This is a genomic window from Actinomadura nitritigenes (assembly GCF_017573545.1).
Classification (GTDB): domain Bacteria; phylum Actinomycetota; class Actinomycetes; order Streptosporangiales; family Streptosporangiaceae; genus Spirillospora; species Spirillospora nitritigenes.
In genome coordinates this window covers 1-24,187 of sequence record NZ_JAGEOK010000023.1, presented here as the reverse complement: position 1 = coordinate 24,187, position 24,187 = coordinate 1, and the positions used below count along the sequence as shown (strand labels likewise).

At 73.2% G+C, this 24,187-nt stretch carries 26 protein-coding genes and 1 riboswitch; of the genes, 9 read left to right on the top strand and 17 right to left on the bottom strand.

What is annotated here, in order from left to right; translation table 11 throughout:
* Nucleotides 1-41: 41 nt before the first annotated feature.
* The 4 genes from J4557_RS31365 to J4557_RS31350 all read right to left on the bottom strand — a co-directional run bounded on the left by J4557_RS31365 (nt 42) and on the right by J4557_RS31350 (nt 2,864).
* Nucleotides 42-1,058: a YihY/virulence factor BrkB family protein gene (locus J4557_RS31365; RefSeq protein WP_208270372.1), complete on the bottom strand. Its 1,017-nt coding sequence runs from the start codon at nt 1,056-1,058 to the stop codon at nt 42-44.
* A 14-nt stretch (nt 1,059-1,072) separates the two neighbouring features.
* Complete coding sequence (locus tag J4557_RS31360; RefSeq protein WP_208270371.1) at nt 1,073-1,489, bottom strand: DUF3618 domain-containing protein; 417 nt, start codon at nt 1,487-1,489, stop codon at nt 1,073-1,075.
* A complete protein-coding gene (locus J4557_RS31355) occupies nt 1,486-1,974 on the bottom strand; it encodes a phage holin family protein (protein WP_208270370.1) in 489 nt (162 codons plus the stop codon). The genes J4557_RS31360 and J4557_RS31355 overlap by 4 nt, the downstream gene beginning before the upstream one ends.
* 98 nt (nt 1,975-2,072) lie before the next feature.
* Nucleotides 2,073-2,864, bottom strand: a complete 792-nt coding sequence (locus J4557_RS31350) for an SDR family oxidoreductase (protein ID WP_208270369.1) — start codon at nt 2,862-2,864, stop codon at nt 2,073-2,075.
* A 346-nt stretch (nt 2,865-3,210) separates the two neighbouring features.
* Between J4557_RS31350 and J4557_RS31345 the strand changes: the two genes are divergently transcribed.
* Nucleotides 3,211-4,779: a sialidase family protein gene (locus J4557_RS31345; protein ID WP_208270368.1), complete on the top strand. Its 1,569-nt coding sequence runs from the start codon at nt 3,211-3,213 to the stop codon at nt 4,777-4,779.
* A gap of 45 nt (nt 4,780-4,824) precedes the next feature.
* Here J4557_RS31345 and J4557_RS31340 read toward each other — a convergent pair whose 3' ends face one another.
* The 5 genes from J4557_RS31340 to J4557_RS31320 form a co-directional block, all read right to left on the bottom strand.
* Nucleotides 4,825-5,475 (bottom strand): Type 1 glutamine amidotransferase-like domain-containing protein, encoded by a 651-nt coding sequence (locus tag J4557_RS31340; protein WP_208270367.1) that lies wholly within the window; start codon nt 5,473-5,475, stop codon nt 4,825-4,827.
* A 16-nt stretch (nt 5,476-5,491) separates the two neighbouring features.
* Nucleotides 5,492-6,616 carry an AAA family ATPase gene (locus J4557_RS31335; protein ID WP_208270366.1) on the bottom strand — a complete coding sequence of 375 codons (1,125 nt, stop codon included), beginning with the start codon at nt 6,614-6,616 and terminating at the stop codon, nt 5,492-5,494.
* Nucleotides 6,600-7,388, bottom strand: coding sequence for an RNA ligase family protein (locus J4557_RS31330; protein WP_208270365.1), 789 nt, complete (start codon nt 7,386-7,388; stop codon nt 6,600-6,602). Before J4557_RS31330 ends, J4557_RS31335 begins: the two co-directional genes overlap by 17 nt.
* 43 nt (nt 7,389-7,431) lie before the next feature.
* Nucleotides 7,432-8,844, bottom strand: a complete 1,413-nt coding sequence (locus J4557_RS31325; RefSeq protein ID WP_243776633.1) for an MFS transporter — start codon at nt 8,842-8,844, stop codon at nt 7,432-7,434.
* A 70-nt stretch (nt 8,845-8,914) separates the two neighbouring features.
* Nucleotides 8,915-9,808 carry a Vgb family protein gene (locus J4557_RS31320; protein WP_208270364.1) on the bottom strand — a complete coding sequence of 298 codons (894 nt, stop codon included), beginning with the start codon at nt 9,806-9,808 and terminating at the stop codon, nt 8,915-8,917.
* A 109-nt stretch (nt 9,809-9,917) separates the two neighbouring features.
* Here J4557_RS31320 and J4557_RS31315 point away from each other — a divergent pair, with 109 nt between their 5' ends.
* Nucleotides 9,918-10,523, top strand: coding sequence for a TetR/AcrR family transcriptional regulator (locus J4557_RS31315; RefSeq protein ID WP_208270363.1), 606 nt, complete (start codon nt 9,918-9,920; stop codon nt 10,521-10,523).
* 36 nt (nt 10,524-10,559) lie between these two features.
* On the opposite strand, the gene J4557_RS31310 is transcribed toward J4557_RS31315, so the two are convergent.
* Both J4557_RS31310 and J4557_RS31305 read right to left on the bottom strand, forming a co-directional pair.
* Nucleotides 10,560-10,850, bottom strand: a complete 291-nt coding sequence (locus tag J4557_RS31310) for a putative quinol monooxygenase (RefSeq protein WP_208270362.1) — start codon at nt 10,848-10,850, stop codon at nt 10,560-10,562.
* 46 nt (nt 10,851-10,896) lie between these two features.
* Nucleotides 10,897-11,940 carry an aldo/keto reductase gene (locus tag J4557_RS31305; protein WP_243776632.1) on the bottom strand — a complete coding sequence of 348 codons (1,044 nt, stop codon included), beginning with the start codon at nt 11,938-11,940 and terminating at the stop codon, nt 10,897-10,899.
* Nucleotides 11,941-12,085: 145 nt separating this feature from the next.
* On the opposite strand from J4557_RS31305, the gene J4557_RS31300 reads away from it, so the two are divergent.
* On the top strand, nt 12,086-12,943 hold the full coding sequence (locus J4557_RS31300) for a helix-turn-helix transcriptional regulator (RefSeq protein WP_208270361.1): 858 nt from the start codon (nt 12,086-12,088) through the stop codon (nt 12,941-12,943).
* 19 nt (nt 12,944-12,962) lie between these two features.
* Here J4557_RS31300 and J4557_RS31295 read toward each other — a convergent pair whose 3' ends face one another.
* The 3 genes from J4557_RS31295 to J4557_RS31285 form a co-directional block, all read right to left on the bottom strand.
* Nucleotides 12,963-13,523: a carboxymuconolactone decarboxylase family protein gene (locus J4557_RS31295; RefSeq protein ID WP_208270360.1), complete on the bottom strand. Its 561-nt coding sequence runs from the start codon at nt 13,521-13,523 to the stop codon at nt 12,963-12,965.
* Nucleotides 13,520-14,125: a TetR/AcrR family transcriptional regulator gene (locus tag J4557_RS31290; RefSeq protein ID WP_208270359.1), complete on the bottom strand. Its 606-nt coding sequence runs from the start codon at nt 14,123-14,125 to the stop codon at nt 13,520-13,522. The genes J4557_RS31295 and J4557_RS31290 overlap by 4 nt, the downstream gene beginning before the upstream one ends.
* 92 nt (nt 14,126-14,217) lie before the next feature.
* Nucleotides 14,218-15,237, bottom strand: coding sequence for an NAD(P)/FAD-dependent oxidoreductase (locus J4557_RS31285; protein ID WP_208270358.1), 1,020 nt, complete (start codon nt 15,235-15,237; stop codon nt 14,218-14,220).
* A gap of 80 nt (nt 15,238-15,317) precedes the next feature.
* Between J4557_RS31285 and J4557_RS31280 the strand changes: the two genes are divergently transcribed.
* Nucleotides 15,318-15,911, top strand: a complete 594-nt coding sequence (locus J4557_RS31280) for a helix-turn-helix domain-containing protein (protein WP_208270357.1) — start codon at nt 15,318-15,320, stop codon at nt 15,909-15,911.
* 45 nt (nt 15,912-15,956) lie between these two features.
* Here the strand turns inward: J4557_RS31280 and J4557_RS31275 are convergent, their stop codons facing one another.
* Nucleotides 15,957-16,427, bottom strand: a complete 471-nt coding sequence (locus tag J4557_RS31275; protein ID WP_307800311.1) for a MarR family winged helix-turn-helix transcriptional regulator — start codon at nt 16,425-16,427, stop codon at nt 15,957-15,959.
* Nucleotides 16,428-16,538: 111 nt separating this feature from the next.
* Nucleotides 16,539-17,690, bottom strand: coding sequence for an erythromycin esterase family protein (locus J4557_RS31270; RefSeq protein ID WP_208270356.1), 1,152 nt, complete (start codon nt 17,688-17,690; stop codon nt 16,539-16,541).
* A 90-nt stretch (nt 17,691-17,780) separates the two neighbouring features.
* Here J4557_RS31270 and J4557_RS31265 point away from each other — a divergent pair, with 90 nt between their 5' ends.
* The 4 genes from J4557_RS31265 (at nt 17,781) to J4557_RS31250 (ending at nt 21,433) form a co-directional block, all read left to right on the top strand.
* The gene (locus J4557_RS31265) at nt 17,781-18,485 is read left to right on the top strand and encodes a TioE family transcriptional regulator (RefSeq protein WP_208270355.1); all 705 of its coding nucleotides are present in this window, start codon (nt 17,781-17,783) and stop codon (nt 18,483-18,485) included.
* Between the two features lie 681 nt (nt 18,486-19,166).
* Complete coding sequence (locus J4557_RS31260) at nt 19,167-20,093, top strand: EamA family transporter (protein WP_208270354.1); 927 nt, start codon at nt 19,167-19,169, stop codon at nt 20,091-20,093.
* 31 nt (nt 20,094-20,124) lie between these two features.
* On the top strand, nt 20,125-20,406 hold the full coding sequence (locus J4557_RS31255; protein ID WP_208270353.1) for a hypothetical protein: 282 nt from the start codon (nt 20,125-20,127) through the stop codon (nt 20,404-20,406).
* A gap of 370 nt (nt 20,407-20,776) precedes the next feature.
* On the top strand, nt 20,777-21,433 hold the full coding sequence (locus J4557_RS31250; protein ID WP_208270352.1) for an NHL repeat-containing protein: 657 nt from the start codon (nt 20,777-20,779) through the stop codon (nt 21,431-21,433).
* Between the two features lie 77 nt (nt 21,434-21,510).
* Here J4557_RS31250 and J4557_RS31245 read toward each other — a convergent pair whose 3' ends face one another.
* A complete protein-coding gene (locus tag J4557_RS31245) occupies nt 21,511-22,017 on the bottom strand; it encodes a winged helix-turn-helix transcriptional regulator (RefSeq protein ID WP_208270351.1) in 507 nt (168 codons plus the stop codon).
* A 70-nt stretch (nt 22,018-22,087) separates the two neighbouring features.
* Here J4557_RS31245 and J4557_RS31240 point away from each other — a divergent pair, with 70 nt between their 5' ends.
* On the top strand, nt 22,088-22,861 hold the full coding sequence (locus J4557_RS31240) for a methyltransferase domain-containing protein (RefSeq protein WP_208270350.1): 774 nt from the start codon (nt 22,088-22,090) through the stop codon (nt 22,859-22,861).
* Nucleotides 22,862-23,886: 1,025 nt separating this feature from the next.
* Nucleotides 23,887-24,037: riboswitch (cyclic di-AMP (ydaO/yuaA leader) on the top strand.
* Nucleotides 24,038-24,187: the final 150 nt, after the last annotated feature.

Sequence of the window (24,187 nt, the reverse complement as noted above, 5' to 3'; positions counted from 1 at the left end):
TAACCACCCGGTCGCACGCTGGTCGTACGGGCGTCCCCGGATCAGGAGCGGGTGGCGCCGTGCCGTCCGTCGCGGCCGCCCGCATTCCCGCCCGCGTCCCTGCCGCCGGTGACGCCGGTCTCGCGTTTCTCCTCCTCGCTGAACCCCCGGGTGTCGCGGAATTCGACATACGGTTCGGCCCCGGCGGGCCGCCCGGCGGCGATGGCGCGGCCGCGCTCCAGTTCGGCGTTCATCTCCGCGCCCAGCAGGATCGCCAGATTGCTGATCCACAGCCATACCAGGAAGATGATGATGCCGGCGAGGCTGCCGTAGGTCTTGTTGTAATTGGAGAAGTTCGCCACGTAGGCCGCGAACACCCCGGACGCCGCCAGCCACAGCAGGATGGCCAGCACGCCGCCCGGGGTGACCCACCGGAAGCCGCGCTTGGCGTTCGGCGCCGCCCAGTACAGCAGCGCGAACAGGAAGCTGACGACGAGCAGCATCACCGGCCACTTGACGATGTCCCAGACCATGACCGCGGTCGAGCCGAGGCCGAGCAGGTCGCCGGCCTTGCGGGCGAGCGGACCGGAGACGATCACCGCGATGACCGAGGCCGACAGCAGGACCAGCGTGACGATCGTGACGCCGACGCGCAGCGGCAGCGTCTTCCAGATCGGCCGCCCCTCGGGGATGTCGTAGATGGCGTTGGACGCGCGCATGAACGCGCCCACGTACCCCGACGCCGACCAGATCGCGGCCAGGATGCCGATGATCGCGACGACCCCGGCTCCGGCGCGATTGTGCTCCAGCTGCGTGATCGCGTTGACCAGGACGGTCTTCACGGCGCCCGGCGCGATCCCGCTGAGGTTGTCGATGAGGTCGCTGGTGACCGACTTGCCGCCGAGCCCGATCAGCGACACCACCACCAGCATCGCCGGGAAGATCGACAGGATGGCGTAGTAGGTGAGGGCGGCGGCCCAGTCCGACAGGTTGTCGCGCTGGAACTCGCCGACGGCGCGCTTGGCGGCGCGTCCCCACGAGGTGACGGGCAGATCGGTGGGCGCGGAGGGCCTGCGCATTCCGGGGTCCTCTCTCAGCGTTTGAGCGGTCCGCGGCCGGTCCGGCGCAGGCGGATCGGGGCGCGCTGCGCCCGCCGGACCCGGACCTGCACCGGTGCGTTGCGGATCCGGCGGCGCAGCCGCGCCTGCGCGGTGCGGCGGCGCCGCATCCACACCGTCAGCGCCGCGGCGGCGCCCGCCGCGGCGACGGCGGCGCCGCCCTGCGCGGCCCTGATCCGCGCCTGCCGGGACGCGACGGCCCGCCGGGCGCGCAGGGCGCGCTCGCGGGCCATCGCCTTGGCCTGGTCGGCCCTGTCGCGGGCCATGGCCTTGACGTCGGCCTTGGCCGCCAGCGCCTCGACCGTCTCCCCGAGCTCATGGCGGGCCCGGTCGACCTCCTGACGCAGCTCCTCGGTGCCGGCGTCGGCGCCGTGCCTGCCCTGGGTGGTCATCGGTGCGTCGCCCTCTCCTTCAGGTCGTGGACGGTCATGCGCGCCTCGTCCATCGCCCGTTCGGGTCTGGCGGGCGTCGCCCGCTTGGTCTGCGCCCTGCCGAGCAGCGCCAGCACGCCCGCGACCGCCACCAGCAGGCCCCCGATGATGAGGGCCGACGCCCACACCGGCAGCACCAGCGCGATCGCGGCGATCACGGCGACGAGCAGCGCCGCCGCCCCGTACAGGCCGACCAGCGCCGCGCCGCCGAACATGCCGACGCCGGTGCCGGCGTGCCGGCCCTTGTCCTTCAGTTCCGCCACGGCGAGCCGCAGTTCCGCCCGCATCAGTTCCGAGACCTGCTGCGTCGCCTGCCGGACGAGCTCGCCCGTCCCGGCCTCGCTCCTGTTCCCGTTGAGGACCGCGGGGGCGCGTCCGGCGTCCTGCCGGGACGCCCCGGTGATCTCGGCGGCGCTCCGGCCGTCGTGTGTCCGCAGGGTGCTCATGGCCTCAGGCCCCCTCCGCGTGCCGTCGATTCGAAGCCTGACGGCAGACCCGTTCCCCCTGGTGGGGACCTAAACGTGGGACGCGGCGCGCCGGGCCCCTAGCCGCGGCCGACGAACGAGGGCATCGCGGTGGCCAGCACCGTCATGAACTGCACGTTGGCCTCCAGCGGCAGCCCCGCCATGTACAGCACGGCGTCGGCGACGTGCCGGACGTCCATCACCGGTTCGGGCTTCACCGTCCCGTCGGCCTGCAGGGTGCCGGACCCGAACCGGCCGGTCATCTCCGTCGCGGCGTTGCCGACGTCGATCTGCCCGCACGCGATCCGGTGGGGGCGTCCCTCCAGCGACAGCGTCTTGGTGAGGCCGGTGATCGCGTGCTTGCTGGCGGTGTAGGCGGCCGACAGGGGGCGCGGGGTGTGCGCCGACAGCGACCCGTTGTTGATGATCCGGCCGCCCTGCGGGTCCTGCTCCTTCATCATGCGGAACGCCTGCTGGGCGCACAGGAACGCGCCGGTGAGGTTGGTGTCGAGGACGGTCCGCCACTCGCGGTGCGAGAACTCCTCGACCGGCTGCGGCGCGCCGAACACCCCGGCGTTGTTGACCAGGAGGTCCAGCCGTCCCCACCGCTCGGCGACGGCGCCGAACAGCGCCTCGACCGACGCGGGGTCGGTGACGTCGGCGGGGACGGGCAGCGCCCGGTCCCCGGCGTCGCGGGCGCGCGCGGCGGTGTCCGCGAGGCGGGCGGCGCGGCGCCCGGCCAGGGCCACCCGCCAGCCGCGGTCCAGCAGGGCGACGGCGACGGCGGCGCCGATGCCCGAGCCCGCCCCGGTGACGAGCGCGACCGGTTCCCCGCCGGGCTTCCGGCCGGGACCGGTTCCATGATCGGACACGGGTCGAGCCTCCCTCTTCGGCGTCTCACATGTCAAGATCGGCGTTCGCGATACGGATGACCTCTGACGAACCGCCACATCATGAACGCCCTGGCAGGGTCGCGCCGGGCAGGGGCCGCCGACCGCGGCCAGGGGGCGGTCACCGCCGGCGCTGCGCCCGCTTGTGCCCGCCTGGCCGGTTCCGGACCCGGCGTGAGTGTCCGGGGTCGGCCATCGGGTCTTGTGGGTCCGCTGATGTGGATCTACGTTCCGCGCGGGCGTTGCTCCCAGCGCCCGTCCCGCCCGACGACGAGCAGATACTCACCCCCTCCTTCCGGCTCCACTCACCCCCGAGGAGCTCCCCCCGATGACGACCCGCACAACGATCGCCGCCGCCGCGCTGCTGCTCGGCTCCGCCCTCGCCACCGCGCCCGCGGCGCACGCGGCGCCCGGCCCGGCCGCGCAGCCCGTCCACCCGATCTCGCCCGGCGACCCCTACGCCGCCTGCACCGCCGGCGCCAGCCCGAACGGCACGGTCTACCCGGGCGCCGAAGTGGAACCGTGGATCGCCGCCGACCGGCACAGACCCGGCCGCGTCATCGCCGTCTACCAGCAGGACCGCTGGTCCGACGGCGGCGCCAAAGGCGTCGCCGCCTCCTACAGCCGCGACGGACGGCACTTCACCAAGACCACGCTGCCGTTCAGCAAGTGCGCCCCCGGCGGCCTGGACTACGAACGGGCCTCCGACGCCTGGGTGGACTTCGGCCCCGACGGCGTCGCCTACGCCAGCGGCCTGGACTTCGACGTGAGCACGCCCCGCAACGGCGTCGGCGCCGCCACCTCCTACGACGGCGGACGCACCTGGACCCACACCACCCAGCTCATCGACGACACCGACCCGTCCATCGTCGACGACAAGAACTCCGTCACCGCCGACCCGCGCCACCCCGGTACCGCCTACCAGGTCTGGGACCGCATCGACCAGGTCACCACCGGACCCGGCGCCCACTACACCGGCCCCTCCTACATCGCCATCACTCGCGACCACGGCCGCACCTGGACGCCCCCGCACCCGTTCGTGGACACCGGCGCGGTCCCCAACTCGCAGACCATCGGCAACGTCATCGTCGCCGACGCCCGCCGCGACGTCCTGTACGACTTCTTCGAATGGCAGACCTACAGCGACGTCAGCGCCACCGAGCCGGTCGACCTGCACTTCGCCGTGGTCACCTCCAAGGACCAGGGCCGCACCTGGAGCGCCCCCGTCACGATCGCCCCCGACACCTCCGTGCCGGAGGTCGACCCCAACGCCCCCGACGACCCGTCCAAGGCGCTGCGCGGCGGCGCCAACCTCATCAGCGCCGCCGTCGACCCGGTGACCGGCGAGCTGTACGCGACGTTCGAGGGAGCCGACCCCACCGGCTCCTACGACCAGATCCAGCTCGTCCACTCCACCGACGGGGGCCGCACCTGGTCGGGTCCGGTGCGCGTCAACCGGGCGCCCACGGCGCCCGCCTTCACCCCGTCCATCGCGGTGGACGCCCGCGGAACGGTCGCCATCACCTACTACGACCTGCGCTACCTGCGCCCCGGCGACACCAGCACGTTGCCCACCGCCATGTGGTACGCCACCTTCCCGCGCGGCGGCGAGAACCGGCCGTCCGAGCGCCGCATCTCCCGCGTCTTCGACTGGCTGAAGGCGCCGTACGCGGGGTGGGGCCACTTCCTCGGCGACTACGAGAGCGTCGCGGCCACCGGGCACGGGTTCCAGCCGGCGGTGATCGAGACCAACGACACCGGCCCCGCGACCAACAGCACCGACCTGTTCACCGGCATCTTCGGCGCCGCCCCGGCACCGGCCGCTCCGGCGCCGGCGGGCCCCGCCCCGCACCTCACCGCCGCCCGCCATCTGAACGCCCACCGCACCCAGCACTGAGCGAGGGGGCCGCCGGCGCCGCCCGGCGGCCCGCCCCTCCCGGGGTCACAGCACCCGCGACTCCGGGCCGTCGACCAGCAGGACCTGCCCGTCGCGCAGCGGCCGATGCGGGACGCCTTCGCTGCGGTAGCGGGCGGCGACGGCCGTCAGGACCGCCGACTCCGGGTGGCCCGGGGAGTCGACGTGGGGGACCAGCGCGTGATCGAGGACGCCCAAGCCGTCCCAGACCGGCGGGTCCCCGTGGACGCGGGTCACGGCGTCCGGGTCGTCGCACGCCTCCAGGCCGCGCAGGCTCGGCGCCAGCACGCAGCCGCCCGCGCTGTACCCGGCGTACACGAGCGCGTCGCGGCCGAGCAGGCCGGTGAGCGCGGCGTCGGCGCCGCTGCGGGCCAGCGCGTGGCGCAGCACGAACGCGTTGCCGCCCCGCGCCCACACCAGCGGGAAGCGCGCCAGCTCCGCCGCGACGTCACAGGCGGGGCGGCCGAAGTACCGCCGCAGGTCGATCTCGGTCGGGCGCAGCCCCAGCGAGGTCAAAGCGGCGACCTCGCTCCGGACCCCGCCCCGCCGGTCGTCCTCGGACTCCGCGTCCAGAGCATTGGCGATCACCGCGGCCCCGGCCCCCGCCGGTGCCCGCAGCAGGGCGAGCAGCCGGTCGGCATGCCCGCCCAGCCGGAAGGACGACAGATACAAGCGCACCCGAGAACTCTATTGGTCAGGCCGTGCTCAGCCAGTCGACGCGGTGGCCCTCGGTCGGATCGGGCGTCTCCCAGCGGCGGACGAGCCGGTCGATGACGGCGTCCGGAACCGGCGCGGTCCGGCCGCGGTTGCGGTCGCGCAGCACCGCCGGGGGCGCCTCCAGCGCCACCAGCTCCACCCGGCCCTGGTAGCCGGCGATGAGACCGGTGCACTGCTCGCGCTGCGTCCGCGACACGTTCGTGGCGTTCCACACGAACGACCGGCCGGCGCGCAGATGCCCGCGGGCCAGCTCGTGCGCGGCGGCGACGACCGCGTGCTGGTCACCGGCGGGGGAGACCCCCATCTCGGTGCGAAGACGGTCCAGGCTCACCACCGGCACGTCCGGGCGGTTCGCGGCGATCCAGTGGTCCTTGCCGACGCCCGGCAACCCCGACAGCACCGTCACCGTGCAGCGGGTGTCGTCGTAGGCGGCGTAGTCGGGGTCGCGATCGTCCTTGCGGAAGTACCAGAACCGCGCGTGGTCGGACGGGAACGCCCGCGGAGCGTCCAGGCACCGCTGCTCGGCGCAGTACTCCCCGTACAGGGCGACGTTGTCCAGCAGCTCGTCGGTGTCGGGGCAGATCCGGCCGAGGATGTCGGCCGACGCCAGCAGCACCAGGTCGTCGTTGCGGGCCAGCAGGCTCACCCGGAACGCGATCTTCTGCAGGTCGGGGCGCTCCAGCGCCCAGAACGGCACCTGGTGGTGGCGGATCAGCGCGGCGACGTGCTCGCGCCACGCGACCGGCGCGCCCATCTCCCACAGGATCCGCCGCACCATCAGGTCGCCGCGGCGCGAATGGCCGCGCGCGCTGATCCGGCCGTCGTCCTCGGTGCGGGTGCAGTGCGGCTTGGCGATGTCGTGCATCAGCACCGTCGCGAACAGCCGCACCCGCTCGGCGGCCGGGCGCGCCCGCCACTGCGGCAGGGCCGCGAGCGCCTCGCACGCCATCCGGGTGTGGACCTCGACGTCGCCCTCGCCGTGGAACACCGCGTCCTGCGGGACGCCCGCCATCTCGCGCACCCACCCGAACGCCTCGCGGATGTCGTCCCACCGGACGTCCCAGTGCGGCGGCGCCGGGCACAGGTCATCGAACACCCGCATACAGCACCTCCGGGTCGGCCAGGCCGTTGGCGACGATCGGACGCTCCTGCCAGTGCGTCCCCGAGTCGAGGATCGCGGTCAGGAAGCCCGGCCGGACCCACTTGTAGCGGTCGACCGTCTCCCCGTCCTCCTCCACCTTGATGTAGAGGCCCTCCATCTCGTCGGACTTGTCGGTCTCGGCGGCGACCCGGTCCGGGTCGGCGCCGCCCGCCTGCGCCGCCGCGCGCAGCGCGTCCCGCCAGGCGGGGGTGCGGCAGGTCGACGGGCCGACGAACGCGGTCAGCGCGCCCAGGTCCGGGAGCGTCCCCTCGTGCAGGACGGGCACCGACACCACCGGCGTCCCGGCCAGCAGCTCGCGGCGGCGCGCGGTCGACAGGAACGTCCCGTCGCGCCGGTCGAGGACGTCGAACTCGCAGAAGTAGTGGGGGAGAGCGTCGTAGAAGACGGTGTGCTTGGCGTACAGCCATTCCCCGTACATCACGTACCGGTCGCCGAGGCCTTCCCGCAGGACGTGCTGGACGGACGCGGCCCACGCCTTCAGCGGCCCGAACTGCCGCTCGCGGGGCCCGCCGGTCAGGTAGTGGCCGCGGCTCTGCAACCGCAGCTCCCCGTCGGAGGAGAAGCTGATGCCGCAGTTGGCGCCGTCCAGCTTCTCCTCCACCACCAGGTACCGCCCGGCGATCGCCGAGAACGGCCGCGCGGCCAGGTCGTGGTCCCCCGGCTGCAGCCGGGAGCCCTCGATGTGCCGGGTGCGGGGGTATTTGCGGAGCATGCCGACCGTTCTAACGGACCCGTCCGGCCGTGCCAACCGAATTTCAGCGGTTCGGGACGATCCCGGTGAGCGCGAACGCGGCGAGCCACAGCCCGACGCTCACCCACGCCAGCGCGTGCAGGCCCGCCGTGAAGCGCGCCGCGTCGAGCGCCGGGCCGGCGACCGCCCCGTACACCGCGACGCCGAGGGCCGTCCCGACCTGCCGGGCGGTGTTGTTGAACCCGCCCGCCAGTCCGGCGTGCGCGGGCGGGACGGCGCGCATCGCCCCGGCGACCACGGCCGTCACGATCAGGCCGTCGCCGATCCCGATGGCCAGCAGCGTCGGCAGCAGCACCGGGTAGGGGGTGCCGGCGCCGACCCGCAGCAGGCTGAGGCATCCGGCGGCGGCCAGCGCCGTTCCGGCGCCGAGCGGGAGGCGGGTGCCGAACCGGGCGGTGAGCCGGCCGCTGACCGGCGCCAGCAGCGCCAGCGGCACCGCCATCGGCATCAGCAGCACCCCCGCGGTGAACGCCGAATGGTGCTCGGCCTGCTGCAGCTTGAGCGTCGCGACGAACAGCACGCCGTTGGTGACCAGGTTCATCGCCAGCGCGATGCCGTTGGCGCCGAGGAACGCGGGCGCGCGCAGCAGCCCTCCCGGCACCATCGGCGCCGCCGCGCGGCGCTCGGCCCACACGAACGCGGCCGCCGCGGCGATCGTGACGGCCGCCGTCAGCACCGTCTCCTCGAGGTGGCCGTGGCCCGCGGCGATGACCGTCCACACCAGCCCGCCGAGGGTGAGCGGCGCCAGCGCCATCCCGGCCCGGTCCAGCGGAGGGCGGGCGCCTTCCGGGCGCTCCCGGCGCGGCTCCCGGACGACGGCGAGCACCCCGGCGATGGCGGCGGCGACGATCGGTACGTTCAGCAGGAAGATCCACCGCCAGCCGGCGGAGTCGACCAGCGCGCCGCCCAGCAGCGGCCCGGCGGGCAGCGCCGTGGAGGAGATGCCCGCCCACACCCCGAGCGCGCGGGCCTGCTCCGCGCGGCCCGGGTACGCCGCGGTGATGACCGCGAGGCTGCCGGGCAGCAGCAGCGCCGCGCCCGCGCCCTGGACGACCCGCGCCGCGATCAGCGGGCCGGGGCCGGGCGCGGAGCCGCAGGCCAGCGACGCGATCCCGAACAGCCCGAGCCCCGCCAGCAGCATCCGGCGGTGCCCGATCCGGTCGCCGAGCGCGCCGCCGCCGAGCAGCAGCCCGGCGATCGCGACGGCGTACCCGTCGACGACTCCCTGCAGCCCGGGCAGTCCGGTTCCGAGCGCGCGGCCGATGCCGGGGAGGGCGACGTTGACGATCGTCACGTCCAGCAGTACCAGGAACATCCCGGCGCACAGGATGGCGAGCATCGCGCCGCGGCGGGGGACCGGCGCGGGCCCGGTGCTCTCGGTGGCGGTCTGGGCGCTGGTGTCGGTCGGTGATCTCATCCGTCCACGGTGACCCGCGAACGTTTCGCCCGCGCTGGAACCTTCCGCGACCGCACGGGCCGGGGTTCCGTCAGCCGGGCACGACCTGGGCGAGCGCGCCGGTCTCCAAGGCGACCCACAGGGCGCCGTCGGGGCCGAGCGCGATGCCGTGCGGCTCGCTTCCGGGCCTCGGCAGCGGATGCTCGTCGATGCGGCCCTCGGGGGTGATGCGGCCGATGTGCGCGGTGCCCCACTCGGTGAACCACAGCGCCTCGTCCGGGCCGGTGACGATGGCGTGCGGGCGCGCGGCCGGGTCGGGCAGCGGGAACTCGGTCACCTTCCCGTCCGTGGCGATCCGGCCGATGTGGCCGGTGCCGATCGCGGCGAACCACAGCGCGCCGTCCGGGCCCGCGGTGATCCCGACCGGCGCGGCGCCCTCGGTCGGCAGGGCGTGCACGGCGACGTCGCCGCCGGGCGCGATCCGCCCGACCGCGTTGCCCTGGTTGAGGGTGAACCACAGCGCCCCGTCGGGCCCCGCCGTGATCATGGACGGCATGGCGCCCGACACCGGCAGCGGGAACTCGGTGACCTCCCCGGCGGTGGTGATCCTGCCGATGCGGTCGGTCCGCATGAGGGTGAACCAGAGCGCGCCGTCCGGCCCGGCGGTGATGCCGCAGGGGCCGCCCGGGGGGACCTCGAACATCGTCACACGGCCGCCGGTGTCGATCCGGCCGACGCGGTCGCCGCGCAGTCCGGTGAACCACAGGGCGCCGTCCGGGCCCGCGGTGATGTTCATCGGCCCGGCCGGGACGGGGGCGGCCGGATGGAAGTCCGCCTCACCGCCCGGCACCATCCGCCCGATGCGCCCTTCGTGGACCAGTGTGAACCACAGGGCGCCGTCCGGGCCCGCGGCTATTCCATAAGGACCCGCTTCGGGGTCGGTGACGGTGAACTCCCTGATCGTGGCATGCGAACCCTGCGGCATGAATAGTCCCCCCTTGTCCAACTTCTTTCCGCGCGACGGCGAGACTAACGCAACTGGAGTTGCGTTACGATCGGTTCGTGCGGAACACCGGGCGCCGCGGGGCCCGTCCATGACCGCCGCCGGGCCGGGGACGGTCCGCCCCGGCGGCCGCACCGCGCGCATCCGCGCCGCCGTCCGCGCGGCCACTCTCGCCGAGCTGTCCGAGCAGGGCTACAGGGGATTCACCGTCGAGGGCGTCGCCGCCCGGTCCGGCGTGCACAAGACCACCGTCTACCGGCGGTGGGCGGGGACCGACGGGCTCATCGCCGACGCCCTCGACCTGGCCGCCGGCGAACCATGGCCGGTCCCCGACACCGGCACCCTCGACGGCGACCTGCGCGCGCTCGCCGGGCTCGTCCTGGCCGGCTTCTCCGATCCCGAGGCCGGGCCCGTGGCCCGAGCGTTCGTGCAGGCCGCCGCGCAGAGCCCCGCCGCCGCCCGCGCCCTGCACGCGTTCTTCGCGCGCCGCCACGAGCAGAGCGCCGCCATCGTCGCGCGCGCGATCGAACGCGGCGAGGCGCCCGCCGGCACCGACCCCGCCGAGGTCGTCCGGCTCGCCATCGCGCCGCTGTACTACCGGCTGTTCGTCAGCGGCGAGCCGCTCGACCGGGCCGCGGCCGCACGCGCGGCGGCGGCGGCCTGCGCCGCCGCCCACGCCGGTCTCCTGACGACCTGACCGGCGCGGGCGGCGGCGGGGCCGCGCGACGCGCGGTCAGGGCGCCGGAACGAGCCGCCGGACCGTCATCGGCACGGCGAGGATCTGACCCAGCACCTGCTCGACGTGGCGGAAGTGCGGCGTGGTGAAGTGCTCCTCCAGCGCGGCGTCGCTCGTCCACTCCTCCACGACCACCATCCGGGCGGGACGGTTCGGGTCGGCGTAGGGGCGGTAGGCCAGGCATCCCGGCTCGTCCAAGGAAGGCTCGATCATCGCCTCCAGGGCGGTGCGGAGCCGGTCTTCCTGGCCGGGCGAGGCGAGGCATTCGGCGACGACGGTCAAGGACATGGAAGTGCCTCCTTCGAAGAGTCGCGTGGTCGGAAGCGGTGCGGGATCAGGGACGGGCCGGGCCGGTGCCCGCGCCGGACGTCGTGATCGCCGCGGCGATCTCGTCCAGGTCGGCCGGGGTCGGCTCGACCGATCCGGCGCCGATCCAGCCGTCCACCTGGTCCGCCCGGCGGGCGCCGACGATCGCGCCGGTGACGCCGGGCCAGGCCAGCGTCCAGGCGATCGCGACCTCCGCGACGGTCACGCCGCGGCGTTCGGCGACGGGACGCAGCGCGTCGGCGAGCCGCAGGTTCGCCGCCAGCCCGGTGGTGAAGTCGTGGTGGGCCGCACGCCAGTCGTCGGCCGGCAGCGACGCGGCCCGCTCGGCCGAGAACGCGCCGGTCAGCAGGCCCGACTGCAGCGGCGAGTACACGATCACGCCGGTGCCGTGTTCGCGGGCCCAGGCGATCTCGGCGGCCGCGGACCGGTTGATCGCCGAGAACGGCGGCTGGACCGCGTCCACGTGCGCGACCTTCTCGGCCCGGTCCAGCAGGTCGGGGGAGTGGTTGGACAGCCCGATCGCGAGGACCTTCCCCTCGGCCTTCAGGTCGGCCATGACCTGCCAGTACTCCTCCAGCGGCGTGGCGTTCGGCGAGACCGGGCCGCTGCCGTCGCCGGTGTACTCCAGCGACTCGCCGGTGTCGGGCCAGTGCACCTGGTACAGGTCGATGCGCTCCAGCCCGAGCCGCCGCAGCGAGTCCTCCACCTCGCGGCGCACGCTCGCCGGCTTCATGATCCGCCGCGGCGCGGCCTGCGGGTCGGCGGGGTCCCAGACGAGGCCGGCCTTGGTGAAGACGAACGGCCGCTCGTCCTCGCGCAGCCCCGCGATCGCCTTGCCGACCAGTTCCTCGGAGTGGCCGAGCCCGTACACCGCGGCGGTGTCGATCCAGTTGACGCCGGAGCCGATGGCGTGCCGGATCGCCGCGACGGACTCGGCGTCGTCGGTGGCGCCCCAGCCGAACCGCCAGCCCGGGCCCGACACCGCCCAGGACCCGAAACCGACCGTGGTGATGTCCATGCCGGTGCCGCCGAGCGGACGCGTCGTGATCATTTCCCTTGCTCCTCAGGTCGACGGGAGTTCGTGATGATCACTCTCGTCGGCGGGCGCGGCCGTACCCAGTGGCGGCCGGTGCCTAGGCACCGCATGACCAGGCTTCGCGGCCCGGCATCCCGGGACGGCACGGGATAATCGGTCCATGGCACTCGACAGGCGAGCGGAACTCGGCGAGTTCCTGCGCTCACGCAGGGCCCGGCTGAAGCCCGAGGAGCTCGGGGTGCCCGACCACGGCGGCCGGCGCCGCGTCCCCGGCCTGCGCCGCGAGGAACTGGCCCGGCTCGCGGGCGTCAGCGTCGACCACTACGTCCGGCTGGAGCAGGGCCGCACCCTGCACTTCTCCGAGGCCGTCCTGGACGCGGTCGCCCGCGCCCTGCGGCTCGACGACGTCGAACGCGGCCACCTGTACCGCCTGGCCCGCCCCTACACCGAGCCCGCCGGGGCGCCCGAGCGGCGGCCCCAGCGGGTCCGGTCCGGCCTGCGGCGCCTACTGGACGCCGCCACCGACGTGCCCGTCTACATCGTCGGCCGCTACACCGAGGTGCTGGCCTGGAACGCCCTGGCCGCCGCGCTCATCACCGACTTCGGGGCGCTGGCGCCCGCCGATCGCAACTTCGCGCGCATGGTGTTCCTGGACGAGGGCATGCGCAGCCTGTACGCCGACTGGCGCGGGAAGGCCGCCGACATCGTCGGCTACCTGCGGCTGGACGTCGGGCGGCATCCGGGCGACCCGGCGGCCGCCGCGCTGGTGGAGGAGCTGTCGGCCGCCAGCCCCGAGTTCCGCGAGATCTGGGCCGAGCACGGCCTGAAGGAGAAGACGCACGGCCGCTACGTCTACCGGCACCCGGTCGTCGGCACCCTCGACCTCGGCTTCGAGACGCTCCGCCTGCCCGACGACCCCGACCAGGCGCTGATCGCGCACACCGTCGAGCAGGACTCCCCCTCGCACGCCGCGCTGCGGCTGCTGGCCGCCACCCACCGGAGCGTCTCGGTGCGGTGAGCCGTGGGCCGGATCCGCGTCACGCGGGCGCGGGCGCCGTCCACTCCTGGTCCTCCCAGGCGGGGTCGAGCGGGGTGTGCGCGATGTGGTTGGTGTAGTTCGACAGCGTCTTCATGCCGATCCCGAGCACGATGTCCAAGACGTGGCGGCGGGTGTACCCGGCGGCCAGGAACGCCTCGACCTGCGCGTCGTCCACCCAGCCCCGCTGCTCGACCATCGCGCCGGTGAAGACGCGGACCGCCTCCAGCGCCGGGTCCTCCAGCGCGCGGCCGCCGCGCAGCGCCTCGACGACCTCGGCCGGGACGCGCGACCGCAGCGCGAGCGTGGAGTGGGCCGCCACGCAGTACGCGCAGCCGTTCAGCACGCTCGCGGTGATCCACACGACGTGCTTGGCGTTCCTGGGCAGCGACGACCTGCCGAACAGCTCCGACAGCGCGTTGTACCCGGCCAGCAGCTCGGGTGATTCGGCCATCACCCCGTTCAGGGTGGTGACGAACCCCATCCGCTTCCTGGCCGCCTCCAGGTGCGGGCGCGCGGCCTCGGGGGCGTCGGTCTCGTCGTACACGGTGAACTCGGTCATCGGTTCTCCTCATCGGGGGTCAGGGAGGCGAGGGCGGCGTCCACGGACGCGGTCAGCGCGGTCGCGGGGGCGCCCGCGCGCGACCGCAGGTTCACGCCGTAGGCCAGCAGCGCCAGGGTCTGCGCGGTGCCGTCGACGTCCAGGCCCGGACGCAGCTGCCCCTGCCGGTCGGCGGCTCGCAGGGCCGCGCGCATCGCCGCGCACAGCCCGTCGTGGTGGGCGTCCAGGATCCGCCTGACGTCGTCGTCCTCGGCGCCGCCGGGGCCCGCGTGCGCGTTGGACACCATGCATCCCCAGCGCGCGTGCTCGCCCGAGCAGCGGGCGGCGATGAGCCCGGCGAAGAAGCCGGCGATCGCGGGCAGGCCCCGGCCGTCGGCCGCGAGGCGGTCGAACACCGGCCGCGAGTGGCGCTCCACGTAGCCGCGGAGCGCGGCCAGGTACAGGTCGCGCTTGCCGCCGAAGGTCGCGTACAGGCTGGACCGGCTGATCCCCGTCTCCGCCACCACCTCGGCGATGCCGGTGGACGCGGCGCCGCGCCGCCAGAACAGCCGCAGCACCTGCTCCAGCACCGCGTCCGGGTCGAAGTGCTTGACGTCGGGCATCCGCTCCCGCCTCCGTGTCTATCTCGGAACGACCGTTCCAAGATGGCATGGAAGGGTCCGGCCGCGCAACCGCCTCGTCCTCTCCGCCGGTGCTACACGCCGTGGCGGCGGTCGCCCAGCACCGCCTCGCACGCGCGCGCCTCGGACTCGGCGGAGAACGGCTCCCGCCGCGCGGCCACCGCGTCCCGCGCCTCCTCGGCGACCAGATCGGCGTTGATCTGCGCCCCCGCCATCGCGCCCGCCGCCGCCGCGGCACCGACCTGTGCGGACAGGTCGGTCACGTTGCCCGCGACCCACACCCCGGGCACGTCGGTGCGGCCCACCGCGTCGGCCGGGACGTGCTCGCCCGCGCCCGTCGGATGCTCCACCGGCCGCAGCCCCAGGCCCGCGAGGAAGCCGGCGCGGGCGACCATCCGGGACGCCACCGCCAGCGCGTCGCGGGCGACCACCGTGCCGTCGGCCAGCCGGACGCCGGCGAGCCGGTCATCGGCGATCTCCAGCGCCGCCACCTCGCCGTCCACCACGCGGACGCCGCGGGCGGCCAGCTGCTCGGCCTGCTCGCCGCCGGGCCGCGGCGCGGTGTGGGCGAAGAACACGACATCGTCGCTGAGTTGCCGGAACAGCAGCGCCTGGTGCACCGACATCGGGCCGCTCGACAGCACGCCGATGGCCCGGTCGCGGACCTCCCAGCCGTGGCAGTACGGGCAGTGCACCACGTCCCGGCCCCACCGCTCCGCCAGCCCCGGCACGTCCGGCAGCTCGTCCACCAGCCCGGTCGTCACCAGCAGCCGGCGCGCCCGGACGGTCCTTCCGCCGGCCAGGCCGACGGTGAAGCCGGCGCCTTCGCGCGCCGCCTCGGTGACCGCCCCGGCCACCACGTGCCCGCCGTAGCGGCGGACCTCGGCCCGGCCGCGCTCCAGCAGTTCGGCCGGCGGCATCCCGTCCCTGGCCAGCAGCCCGTGCACGCCCTCGGCGGGCGCGTTGCGCGGGGAACCGGCGTCGACCACCACGACCGACCGCCGCGATCGCGCGAGCATCAGCGCCCCGTTCAGGCCCGCGGCACCCCCGCCGACCACCACCACGTCATAGGCGTCCTTCAGCCGTTCGGTCATCTCGACCACCTCCGCGGCCACTATGCGGACCAGGCGCCGAGAACCGCAAACAACTTTGCCGATATGGCAAACTGGTCCGCATGGACGACGACCTCGACCAGGCGCTCGACGCGGTCGGCCCGCGCCTGCGGGCGCTGCGCAACGAGCGGGAGATCACGCTGACCGACCTGTCGGCCGCGACCGGCGTCTCGGTGAGCACGCTGTCGCGGCTGGAGTCCGGCACCCGCCGCCCGACCCTCGAACTGCTGTTCCCGCTGGCCAAGGCCTACGGCGTCACCCTCGACGAGCTCGTGGACGCGCCGCCCACCGGCGACCCGCGCATCCACCTGCGGCCCGTCGTCCGCAACGGCATGACCATGCTGCCGCTGACCCGCCGCGCCGGCGGCATCCAGGCCTACAAGCTCGTCATCCCCGCCGGCAGCGAGCGCCGGGAACCGACACCGCAGACCCACGAGGGCTACGAATGGCTCTACGTCCTCAACGGACGGCTGCGCGTCGTCCTCGGCGAGCACGACCTGGTGCTGTCGCCCGGCGAGGCCGCCGAGTTCGACACCCGGCTGCCGCACTGGTTCGGCGCCGTCGACGCCGACCCCGTCGAGTTCCTCGTCCTGTTCGGCAGCCAGGGCGAACGCGCCCACCTGCGCGCCCGCCCCAAGGCGAAGCGCTCCGGCTAGCGCCCGCTCGCCCGCCATCGCCGCGCCGGTCCACCTGCGGCCCGTCTACCTGCGGCCGGCCTCGTCGCGGCCGAGCTCGGCGAGGCGGGCCAGCGCGGGCAGCGCGTCCGCGAGCGCCCGCCGCTGCTCCCCGGTCAGCCTCTCCACCAGCGGCGCCAGGTGCCGCGTCCGGTCGGCGCGGCGCGACCGCCAGATCCGCCGGCCCGCCTCGGTGATGTGGACCAGCACGGCGCGCCCGTCGTCCGGATCGGGACGGCGCTCCACCAGCCCGTCGCGCTCCAGCCGGGAGACCAGCTGGGTGATGCCGGGCTGGCTCACCTGCTCGGTCCTGGTCAGCTCGGTCATCCGCACGGGACCGCCGGCCGCGAGCGTGTCCAGCACCGACAGCGTCGTGAACGGCAGCTTCTCCAGCATCGGAATCCGGATGTAGAACCGGTTGAAGCTCTCGATCGCGTCGGTGAAGGCGTCCACGTCGAAGGCGTCGACGTCCAGGGCGTCGTCCGAGGTGTCGTCCACACCCGAAACCTATCGCCGTTCGACGCCGTGCCGGCCGCCGTCGGCCCGCGGCTGCGCGAGCCGCGGCCCCACGCCCGACGGAACGGCCGGCCAGCGCTCGATGGCCCTGCTCTAGGGATTCGGGGCCGCCGTCGAGGCGTCGCTGATGTGCAGGACGGCGTCCGCCGCGTCGATGGTCTCCTGGCCGAGCGGGAAATAGGTCTGCTGCTGGGCGGCGTCCTTGCGCGGACCGGCAGCGGCTATCGAGGCGGCCTCTACCAGGCCCCACGTGCCGATTCGGCTCTGAAGCGAGCCCTCGTAGGTGTCCGGGTCCGGCTCCTGAAGACCGAGGATCCCGCTGCGCCCCAGGCTTCCGGCGACGAAGACGTACCGCTCGTCCACCAGGGATCCGAGAATGGCGCCCACGCCGATCCAGCTGAGCTCCATGTTCCCCATCGGCATGGCGCAGATGTTCCGCTGCAGGTGGAGGTTGTGAGCGAAGACGAGCGTCGGCCCCCGCCGGGCCTCGATGTCGCGGATGTCCAGAAGATTTCGCGCCATCAGTGCGTCCCGCGTGCCTCCCAGCAGGGAGATGCGTGCGGCCTGCTCCAGGCGCTGGGCCGACTGCTTGTGATACCGCAGCAGGCCGAGGCCGGCGGTGAGGTGCGTCTTCGCCCGGTACCACTCGGCGCGCGACGTCGCCGCGATCAGTTCCGGTGCGCGCGCGTAGAGCGTGTTGAGCATGTCGTCGGCGATCGAGCGCAGCTTCTCGGCCTCGGGCGTCTCACCGACCGACATGGCCGGGTCCATGACCGCCTCCATGCGGCTCCACCGCCCGTCCTCGCCGGTCAGGCCCGCGATGTCGTGGTCGAGTGCCAGGTAGTCGCGGGCGTGCTCGAGGTAGGTGCGGGGGCTGGGCGCGCTGGTCGTCTCCATCGAAGCGTCGAAGCCGTGGAAGGTCAGGCGCTCCGCGGCGGGCCGGTCCCGGTTGTACTCGCGCATCCAGGCGACCAGCCGCCTGTTGGCGTCGAGGTCTCCGAAGCCGTGCGAGAACCCTCCGCTCATCACGGCGTCGAGGCTTCCGGTGCCGTGCCGGACGAAGTCGTCCACGGCGAGCGCGGCCACACGATCGGTCTCCAGGGCGATCGACCGGAAGCCGCGCTCGACGAGCCGGGCGAACAGTTCGTTGCGGACCCGTCCGAAGGCCGGTTCCAGATGCGTCGGCTCACCGAGCCCCAGCAGGTCGCATGACGCGGGTACGAACCCGCAAATGTCCTGAGTCATGTGTCGCAATCGTATCTCTGAAAATTCGGTTGAGACTTTGGCGGCATAACTCGCAATCGAGCCAGGTAAAGTCTCAAACCGTGATGACACTTGCGACCAGCTGACCTCGCCCGCGAGCACGGCATCTCGACCCAGGCGGTGCGCAACTACGAGCAGGACGGCTTCCTCCCGCCCGCCGAACGCACGCGCAGCGGGTACCGGATCTACACCGAGGCGCACGCGGCGGCGCTGCGCGCCTTCCTCGCGCTCGTCCCCGCGTACGGGCACGCCGTCGCGGGCCAGATCATGAACGCCGTGCACGGCGGCGACCTCGACGGCGCCCTGCGGACCATCGACCGCGGCCACGGCCGGCTGCTCCGCGACCGGGACACCCTCGACGCGGTGCGGCGGGCGGTCGACCACCTGATCGCCGACTCCGGCGCCGACGCGGCACCGGCGGCACGTCCCGAGACCCGCACCATCGGCGAACTCGCGCACCGGCTCCACGTCACGCCCGCGACCCTGCGCAACTGGGAGAACGCGGGCATCCTCGCCCCCGCCCGGGACCCCGCCACCGGCTACCGCGTCTTCCGTGCCGACGACGTCCGCGACGCCGAACTCACCCACCTGCTCAGACGCGGGGGCTACCCGCTGAGCCACATCCGCACGGTGGTCGAGCAGGTCCGGCAGGCCGGCGGTACGGGCGCCCTCGCCGCCGCCCTCGACGGCTGGCAGCGAAAGCTCACCGCGCAGGGGCTCGCGATGCTCGACGCGTCCGTCCATCTGAGCCACTACCTGGCCATTGCACACCGATGACGTCCGGCGCGACGAACCATGTCCGCCGGCGCTCGAGAGCGTGAGCCGGGTCGGGGGACTCCATATACGCAGATCCCGATCCCGACGCCAGGCCACCCTAGATGGCCACCGCGTACGTCCCCGGACCGTCTCCGGCCGACGTGCTCGCCGAGCACGGCCCGCTTCCCGGGTGGATGCGCGGGCGTGGAACACCGGGGACGGCGCGAAGAGCATCTTCACCGACGGGGTGATGCGGCCGCGGACCGGCAAGGTGCTGCCGCCGAGGGTGACGACGTCGGCGCGGCTGGTGGACCCGGCCCGCTACGGGGTTGACGCGACCACGACCACGTCGGCCCAGTTCGGGTCCTTGACGGGGCTCCCCGTTCAGTTCCCAGCCCCAGTGCCAGTTCAATAAACCCGCCGCAGAACGACTCACCGAGCAACCCAACTATGGGGCACATGAGGACACCGCGGTCGTCAGGCGCGGCCGGCGGGTGTGAGGACGATGGTGCGCCGGTTGGCGGGGTGGACGTTGCGTGTGACGTAGCCCTTGGCGACGAGCCGGCTGGTGACGCCCCCCGGATTTCATCGAGTGGCGGGCCAGTTACCAAGTAACCTTTCAACGTTGAACTGTTTGACGTTAGGGTGACGCTCGGCGTACGGTCTTCAACGTCAAACACTTCAACGTTGAAAGGTCATGCCATGGGTGCTGCGTCACCTGCCGCGATCACCGCGCCCGGGCCCGCACTCGTCGGTGGCACTCTGGGCCTGACCGCGCTGACCGCGACGGCGCCGGTCAGCTGGGGCACCACCTATCTGGTGACCACCGAGTTCCTCCCGCCCGGCTACCCGTTGGCGTCCGGTGTGATCCGCGCGCTGCCGGCGGGGCTGGTCCTGCTCGCCATCACGCGCAGGCTGCCGCGCGGCAGATGGCTGTGGCGCTCGTTGCTGCTCGGCACCCTCAACATCGGCGCGCTGTTCGCACTGCTGTTCGTCGCCGCCTACCGGCTGCCGGGCGGCGTCGCGGCGACCCTCACCGCCGTCCTGCCATTGTTCGTCGCCGGACTGGCGTTCCTGCTCCTCGGTGAGAAACCCACACGCCGGCGGCTCGGCTGGGGCCTGGTCGGCGTACTGGGCGTGGGATTGATGGTGCTGCGCGGCCAGTTCTCCTTCGACCTGCTCGGCATCCTGGCCGGCATCGCAGCTGCCGGAGTGTTGGCCGGCGGACTCGTCCTGACCAAACGTTGGGGTCTTCCGGACGGCGCCGGCGCGGCGACCATCGCCGGCTGGCAGCTCACCGCCGGCGGAATCGTACTGGTCCCGCTCGCACTCGGGTTCGAAGGACTTCCCTCCGGGCTGGATCTTCCTGCGATCGGCGGCTACGCATGGCTGTCGGTTGTCGGAGCTCTGCTGTCCTTCCCGATGTGGTTCCGCGGCATCGGGAAGCTGCCCGTGGTCGCCGTGTCGTTCCTCGCCCTGCTCTCACCCATGACCGCCACGCTCCTGGGCTGGCTGTTCCTCGGTGAATCCCTGACGGCGTGGCAGGGCGTCGGGTTCACGCTCGCACTGACCGCCATGGCCGCCGCGCAGCTCCCCCCAGACGCGGCCCGCACCCCCGCGCGCGACTGATCCGTACAACCGTCGCAAAAGGAGGATGAACGTGTCGCGCACCGTGCTGGTCACCGGAGCCACCGGAACCGTATCCACCGCACTGATGAGCGCACCGGAAGGGACTGCGCGGACCTTCGTGCTCACGTCCGCGACGAGTCCAAAGCCCACGGCCCCCCTTCTCCACGACCCCGGCTGCCACCACAGCCGGACCTGCACCCTCACCGGCCCGCGCTCCTTGACGTCCGATGAGGTCGCCGGCCAACTGAGCCTCGCCGTCGGCAGGCCCATCACCTACCTTCCGGTCGGCGACGACGCCAAGCGAAAACACTGATCGGCCACGGCGTCCCGAAATGGATCGTCGACATGACCGAGGAGTGCGCACAGGCGTTCACCCCCGGCCGGCGACAGCTGAAACCGTTACCTCAGCGTTGAGAGGTTTTCTGATGCTACGTAAAAGGTCCGCCGCCGTACTGGTGCTCGGTCTCGGACTCGTCACTGCGCCGGGCGCTCCGGCCCAGGCGGCCTCCGCGTCTCCCACCACGATCCGGTTGCCGGAGGGGTTCCAACCCGAAGGCGTTGAGACCGGGCCCGGTGCGGTCGCCTATTTCAGCTCCATGGCCGACGGCTCCATCTACCGCGTGAACCTGCGCACCGGACATGGCGCGATCTTCAGCAAGGGGCCCGGAACACCGTCTCTCGGAATGAAGCTCGACTCACACGGACGGCTGTTCGTGGCGGGCGGCACCGGCGGCGACGTGCGGGTCCTCGACACCCAGACCGGCCGGGTGCTGGCTCGCTACCAGGTGGCCACCGGCCCGACGTTCGTCAACGACATCATCCTCACCCACGGCGCGGCCTGGATCACCGACTCCACCGCCCCGGTGCTCTACGAGCTGCCGCTGCGCGGCGGCCGACTGCCCGCCGCCCCGGTGCGGATCCCGCTCATCGGCGACCTGAAGTACCAGCCGGGATTCAACTCCAACGGCATCACGGCCACCCCGGACGGCAAGGGCCTGCTCGTCGTCCAGTCGAACACCGGCGGACTGTTCCACGTCACCTGGACCGGGAAGACCCGCCGGGTGAACCTGCACGGCGACTCGCTCCGCCAAGGCGACGGACTGCTGCTGCGCGGCCGGACGATGTACGCGGTCGAGGGCCACGACAACGCCGTCGCGGTCCTGCGCTTGAACGCCGCTGGAACTGACGGCCATGTCGTGCGGCGGGTCACCGATCGCCGGTTCGACGTCCCGTCGACCGTGGCCGCCTTCGGGTCCCGGATATACCTCCCCAACGCGCGTTTCAACACGACGCCGACCCCGACCACGCCGTACTGGGCGATCGCCATCCCCCGCCCCTGACGGCCCGCCTACCAGGGCCGGTCCCAGGCCGTCGGGTGCGACCTGACACAGCAGTCGGCGACGCGGGCGCGAACGGGTCAGGTGGTGGATTCGCGGGCGGCGATGAGGGGGCCGATGACACTGGTCCCGGGGCCGATGCGGCCGCCGGGACCGGGAAGCTGGGTGGTGTTGTCGGCGGTGAGCTCATGCCCGCAGTGGACGCACGCGGTGACGGCCTCGGTGTCGTGTCCGCACTCCAGGTGGTGGATGCGCACGGGTGGCCCGGACTCCCCGTACCAGCGGTCGCCCCACCGCATCAGGGCGAGCAGGACCGGATACAGGTCCTTGCCCTTCTCCGTCGCCAGGTAGTGCTCGCGAGGCGGATGGTCCTGGTAGCGCTCGCGGACCAGCACGCCCTCCTCCACCAACCGGGCGAGCCGGGCGGCCAGGACCTTGCGCGAGATGCCCAGGTCGCGGGCCAGGTCGTCAAAGCGGGTCACGCCCACCAGGACGTCGCGCATGATGAGCGCCGTCCACGCGTCCGCGAACAGGTCGGTGGCGCGCGCGATCGAGCACGCGACGTCGGTGAGCGAGGTCCTGGTCACCCCTCCAGAGTATCTGGGTTCCCTTAGGGGACTAGGTTAAAGTTCCCTTAGGGAACCAACGGGAGGCGACATGGGACCGACCATCGAACTGGACTCGCGTGCGGCCGGCGCCATCGACGGGCGCCACATCCGGGCCCTCACGTTCCAGGACGTGCGGCTGGAGTACGTGAGCTCGGTGCTGCGCCGGCTCGGGATCGAGCCGGCCGGGCGGTCCGCCCTGGTGGTCGGCAGCGGCCGCGGGCTGCTCGCCCGCGGGCTGGCCGGGCTCGGTCTCACCGTCGTCGCGCTGGATCCCTCACCCGAGGCGACCGCGATGGCGCGGGAGGCGGGCGCCGGCGAGACCGTCGAGTACACGACCGCGTCCGCGGAGGATCCCGGACTGCCCGACGCGTCCTTCGACGTCCTCTTCTACGCCGACACCTTCGAGATCACCGGCGACCTCGACCGGGTCGTCGCGCACGCCGCCCGGCTGCTGCGTCCCGACGGCGTCCTGTTCTACGACACCGTCAACCGGACGCCGGTCTCCCGGCTGATCTACCTGGGGGCCTTCCAGGCGCTGCCGCCGACCCGGATCATGCCGCGCGGCCGCTACACCGCCATGCGGTTGCGGACGCCGGAGGAGGTCGCGGCCGCGCTCGCCGCTCACGGGCTGCGGAACGAGGACGTCTGCTCGTTCAAGCCCGCGAACGTCCTCGACCTGGTCCGGGCCACCGTCGCGCGCCGGAAGGGGAGGATCGCCGACGAGGCGATCCCGGCGATGACGGGTTTCGTCCTCGAGCCGGACGGCAAGCCGATCGTCACCTATCTCGGTCACGCCCGGACGGATCAGACGGCGGGGGAGTAGCGGGACGGCCGTCGTTCAGAGCGAGGATCACGTAGGCCACCTGAAGAGCCGTCTCGGTGGACAGCGGCGTGGGCAGGCGGTCGAGAACGCCCTCCTCGCCATCCGCGCAGACGAGCGCGGATTCAGTGCGGCGGGGCCGGTGGCGTCCACGGCGGGCAGCCTTCCGGAGGGCGGAACGAGGGCCTCGGCGGTCTCGGTGCGCTGCTGGGCGAGAACCGCGCGTTCGCGTTGCCTGCCGGCGTCGGTGCGCGCGGCGTCCCGGTCCAGGTGAGCGCCGGCGACCTCGGCCTCGCGCGCCGCCTGCCCGACCGCCCGTTCGGCGCACCAGGTTTGCGCCGCGGTTCAGCGCCGCCTCGACCACGGCGGGGGAGCAGGAGCATGTCGCCGCGACCGGCCTGCCAGCGGCTCGGGGAGCCGCTGGGTCTAAGGGAGTAGCAGCAGGGTCCTTCGGGTGTCAGGCGGCCGGGTCCGTTGGTCGACGGGCCCAACGGCACGCCAGCCCTCACAGAGGGTGGCGCCTGTCTACTGGGGCCGGCGAGCAGTCCCTGCCGTTCTGCTCCATCCGCCGGAACGTGCGGCAAAGCGTTATCGTGCGCCGCTCATGGCCTGACGTGCACGGCTTCGCTCAGCGCTGTCCAGCGCGTTCGGGGCCATCCCGCTGCCGAAAGCCCCGCCCTGCGGGTGGTCTGGGTCACTGCGACAGGTGATCCACATGTCCGTTTCCCGGCTCCTGGAGATCCTCCCGAACTTTTTTTGGGTCGGGGGAAGTGGGCCTGAGCCCTTGCGTTTGCGGGGTTTTGGGCGCTCTTTGCAGGTGGGGCGGGTGCTTGGGGCGTGCTTTGCGAAATATGGGGCCCCTTGAACCTGTTGTGGATGTGTGACCGACGGGGAAGCCCGCCGGAGGCGCCCGACCAGATCACGAAGGGCGCATCGAGTCCCTGATCATCAGGACGGCCGATCTCGGGCACGTCCTCCGCCGAGTCCGCACCAGCGCCGATCACGATCGCCGATCAAGGCGACGCCGATCACAGGCCACGCCGATCATGGCGGTGCGGAGCCGGGGACCCACCGAAACACCGGGGTGAATCCGCACCCCTCGCATGCGCGAGGGCCGCGGTAGGGCCACTTCCACGCCCGAACCCGACAGCTAACCCGGTAGGCGGACTGGAAGAACCTCAGGAGAACCCTTCTCATGACCGCTCGTACCTTCGATGCCAAGCGCATGGGCACCCGCCTCGCCGCCGGTGCCGTACTGTCCCTGGCCGGCGCGTTCGGCTTCGCCTCCCTGGTCCCCTCCGCCCACGCCGGCACCAACCCCGCCGACAC

Bases quoted from the DNA above. Each gene is read 5' to 3' on its own strand.
- J4557_RS31315 (WP_208270363.1), top strand. From the start codon at position 9,918: ATGACCGCCGCCGGGCCGGGGACGGTCCGCCCCGGCGGCCGCACCGCG.
- J4557_RS31285 (WP_208270358.1), bottom strand. From the start codon at position 15,237: ATGACCGAACGGCTGAAGGACGCCTATGACGTGGTGGTGGTCGGCGGG.
- J4557_RS31355 (WP_208270370.1), bottom strand. From the start codon at position 1,974: ATGAGCACCCTGCGGACACACGACGGCCGGAGCGCCGCCGAGATCACC.
- J4557_RS31345 (WP_208270368.1), top strand. From the start codon at position 3,211: ATGACGACCCGCACAACGATCGCCGCCGCCGCGCTGCTGCTCGGCTCC.
- J4557_RS31290 (WP_208270359.1), bottom strand. From the start codon at position 14,125: ATGCCCGACGTCAAGCACTTCGACCCGGACGCGGTGCTGGAGCAGGTG.
- J4557_RS31270 (WP_208270356.1), bottom strand. From the start codon at position 17,690: ATGACTCAGGACATTTGCGGGTTCGTACCCGCGTCATGCGACCTGCTG.
- J4557_RS31295 (WP_208270360.1), bottom strand. From the start codon at position 13,523: ATGACCGAGTTCACCGTGTACGACGAGACCGACGCCCCCGAGGCCGCG.
- J4557_RS31240 (WP_208270350.1), top strand. From the start codon at position 22,088: ATGGGACCGACCATCGAACTGGACTCGCGTGCGGCCGGCGCCATCGAC.
- J4557_RS31335 (WP_208270366.1), bottom strand. From the start codon at position 6,616: ATGCGGGTGTTCGATGACCTGTGCCCGGCGCCGCCGCACTGGGACGTC.
- J4557_RS31250 (WP_208270352.1), top strand. From the start codon at position 20,777: ATGAAGCTCGACTCACACGGACGGCTGTTCGTGGCGGGCGGCACCGGC.
- J4557_RS31365 (WP_208270372.1), bottom strand. From the start codon at position 1,058: ATGCGCAGGCCCTCCGCGCCCACCGATCTGCCCGTCACCTCGTGGGGA.
- J4557_RS31260 (WP_208270354.1), top strand. From the start codon at position 19,167: ATGGGTGCTGCGTCACCTGCCGCGATCACCGCGCCCGGGCCCGCACTC.
- J4557_RS31280 (WP_208270357.1), top strand. From the start codon at position 15,318: ATGGACGACGACCTCGACCAGGCGCTCGACGCGGTCGGCCCGCGCCTG.
- J4557_RS31325 (WP_243776633.1), bottom strand. From the start codon at position 8,844: ATGAGATCACCGACCGACACCAGCGCCCAGACCGCCACCGAGAGCACC.
- J4557_RS31330 (WP_208270365.1), bottom strand. From the start codon at position 7,388: ATGCTCCGCAAATACCCCCGCACCCGGCACATCGAGGGCTCCCGGCTG.
- J4557_RS31310 (WP_208270362.1), bottom strand. From the start codon at position 10,850: ATGTCCTTGACCGTCGTCGCCGAATGCCTCGCCTCGCCCGGCCAGGAA.
- J4557_RS31305 (WP_243776632.1), bottom strand. From the start codon at position 11,940: ATGATCACGACGCGTCCGCTCGGCGGCACCGGCATGGACATCACCACG.
- J4557_RS31300 (WP_208270361.1), top strand. From the start codon at position 12,086: ATGGCACTCGACAGGCGAGCGGAACTCGGCGAGTTCCTGCGCTCACGC.
- J4557_RS31360 (WP_208270371.1), bottom strand. From the start codon at position 1,489: ATGACCACCCAGGGCAGGCACGGCGCCGACGCCGGCACCGAGGAGCTG.
- J4557_RS31320 (WP_208270364.1), bottom strand. From the start codon at position 9,808: ATGCCGCAGGGTTCGCATGCCACGATCAGGGAGTTCACCGTCACCGAC.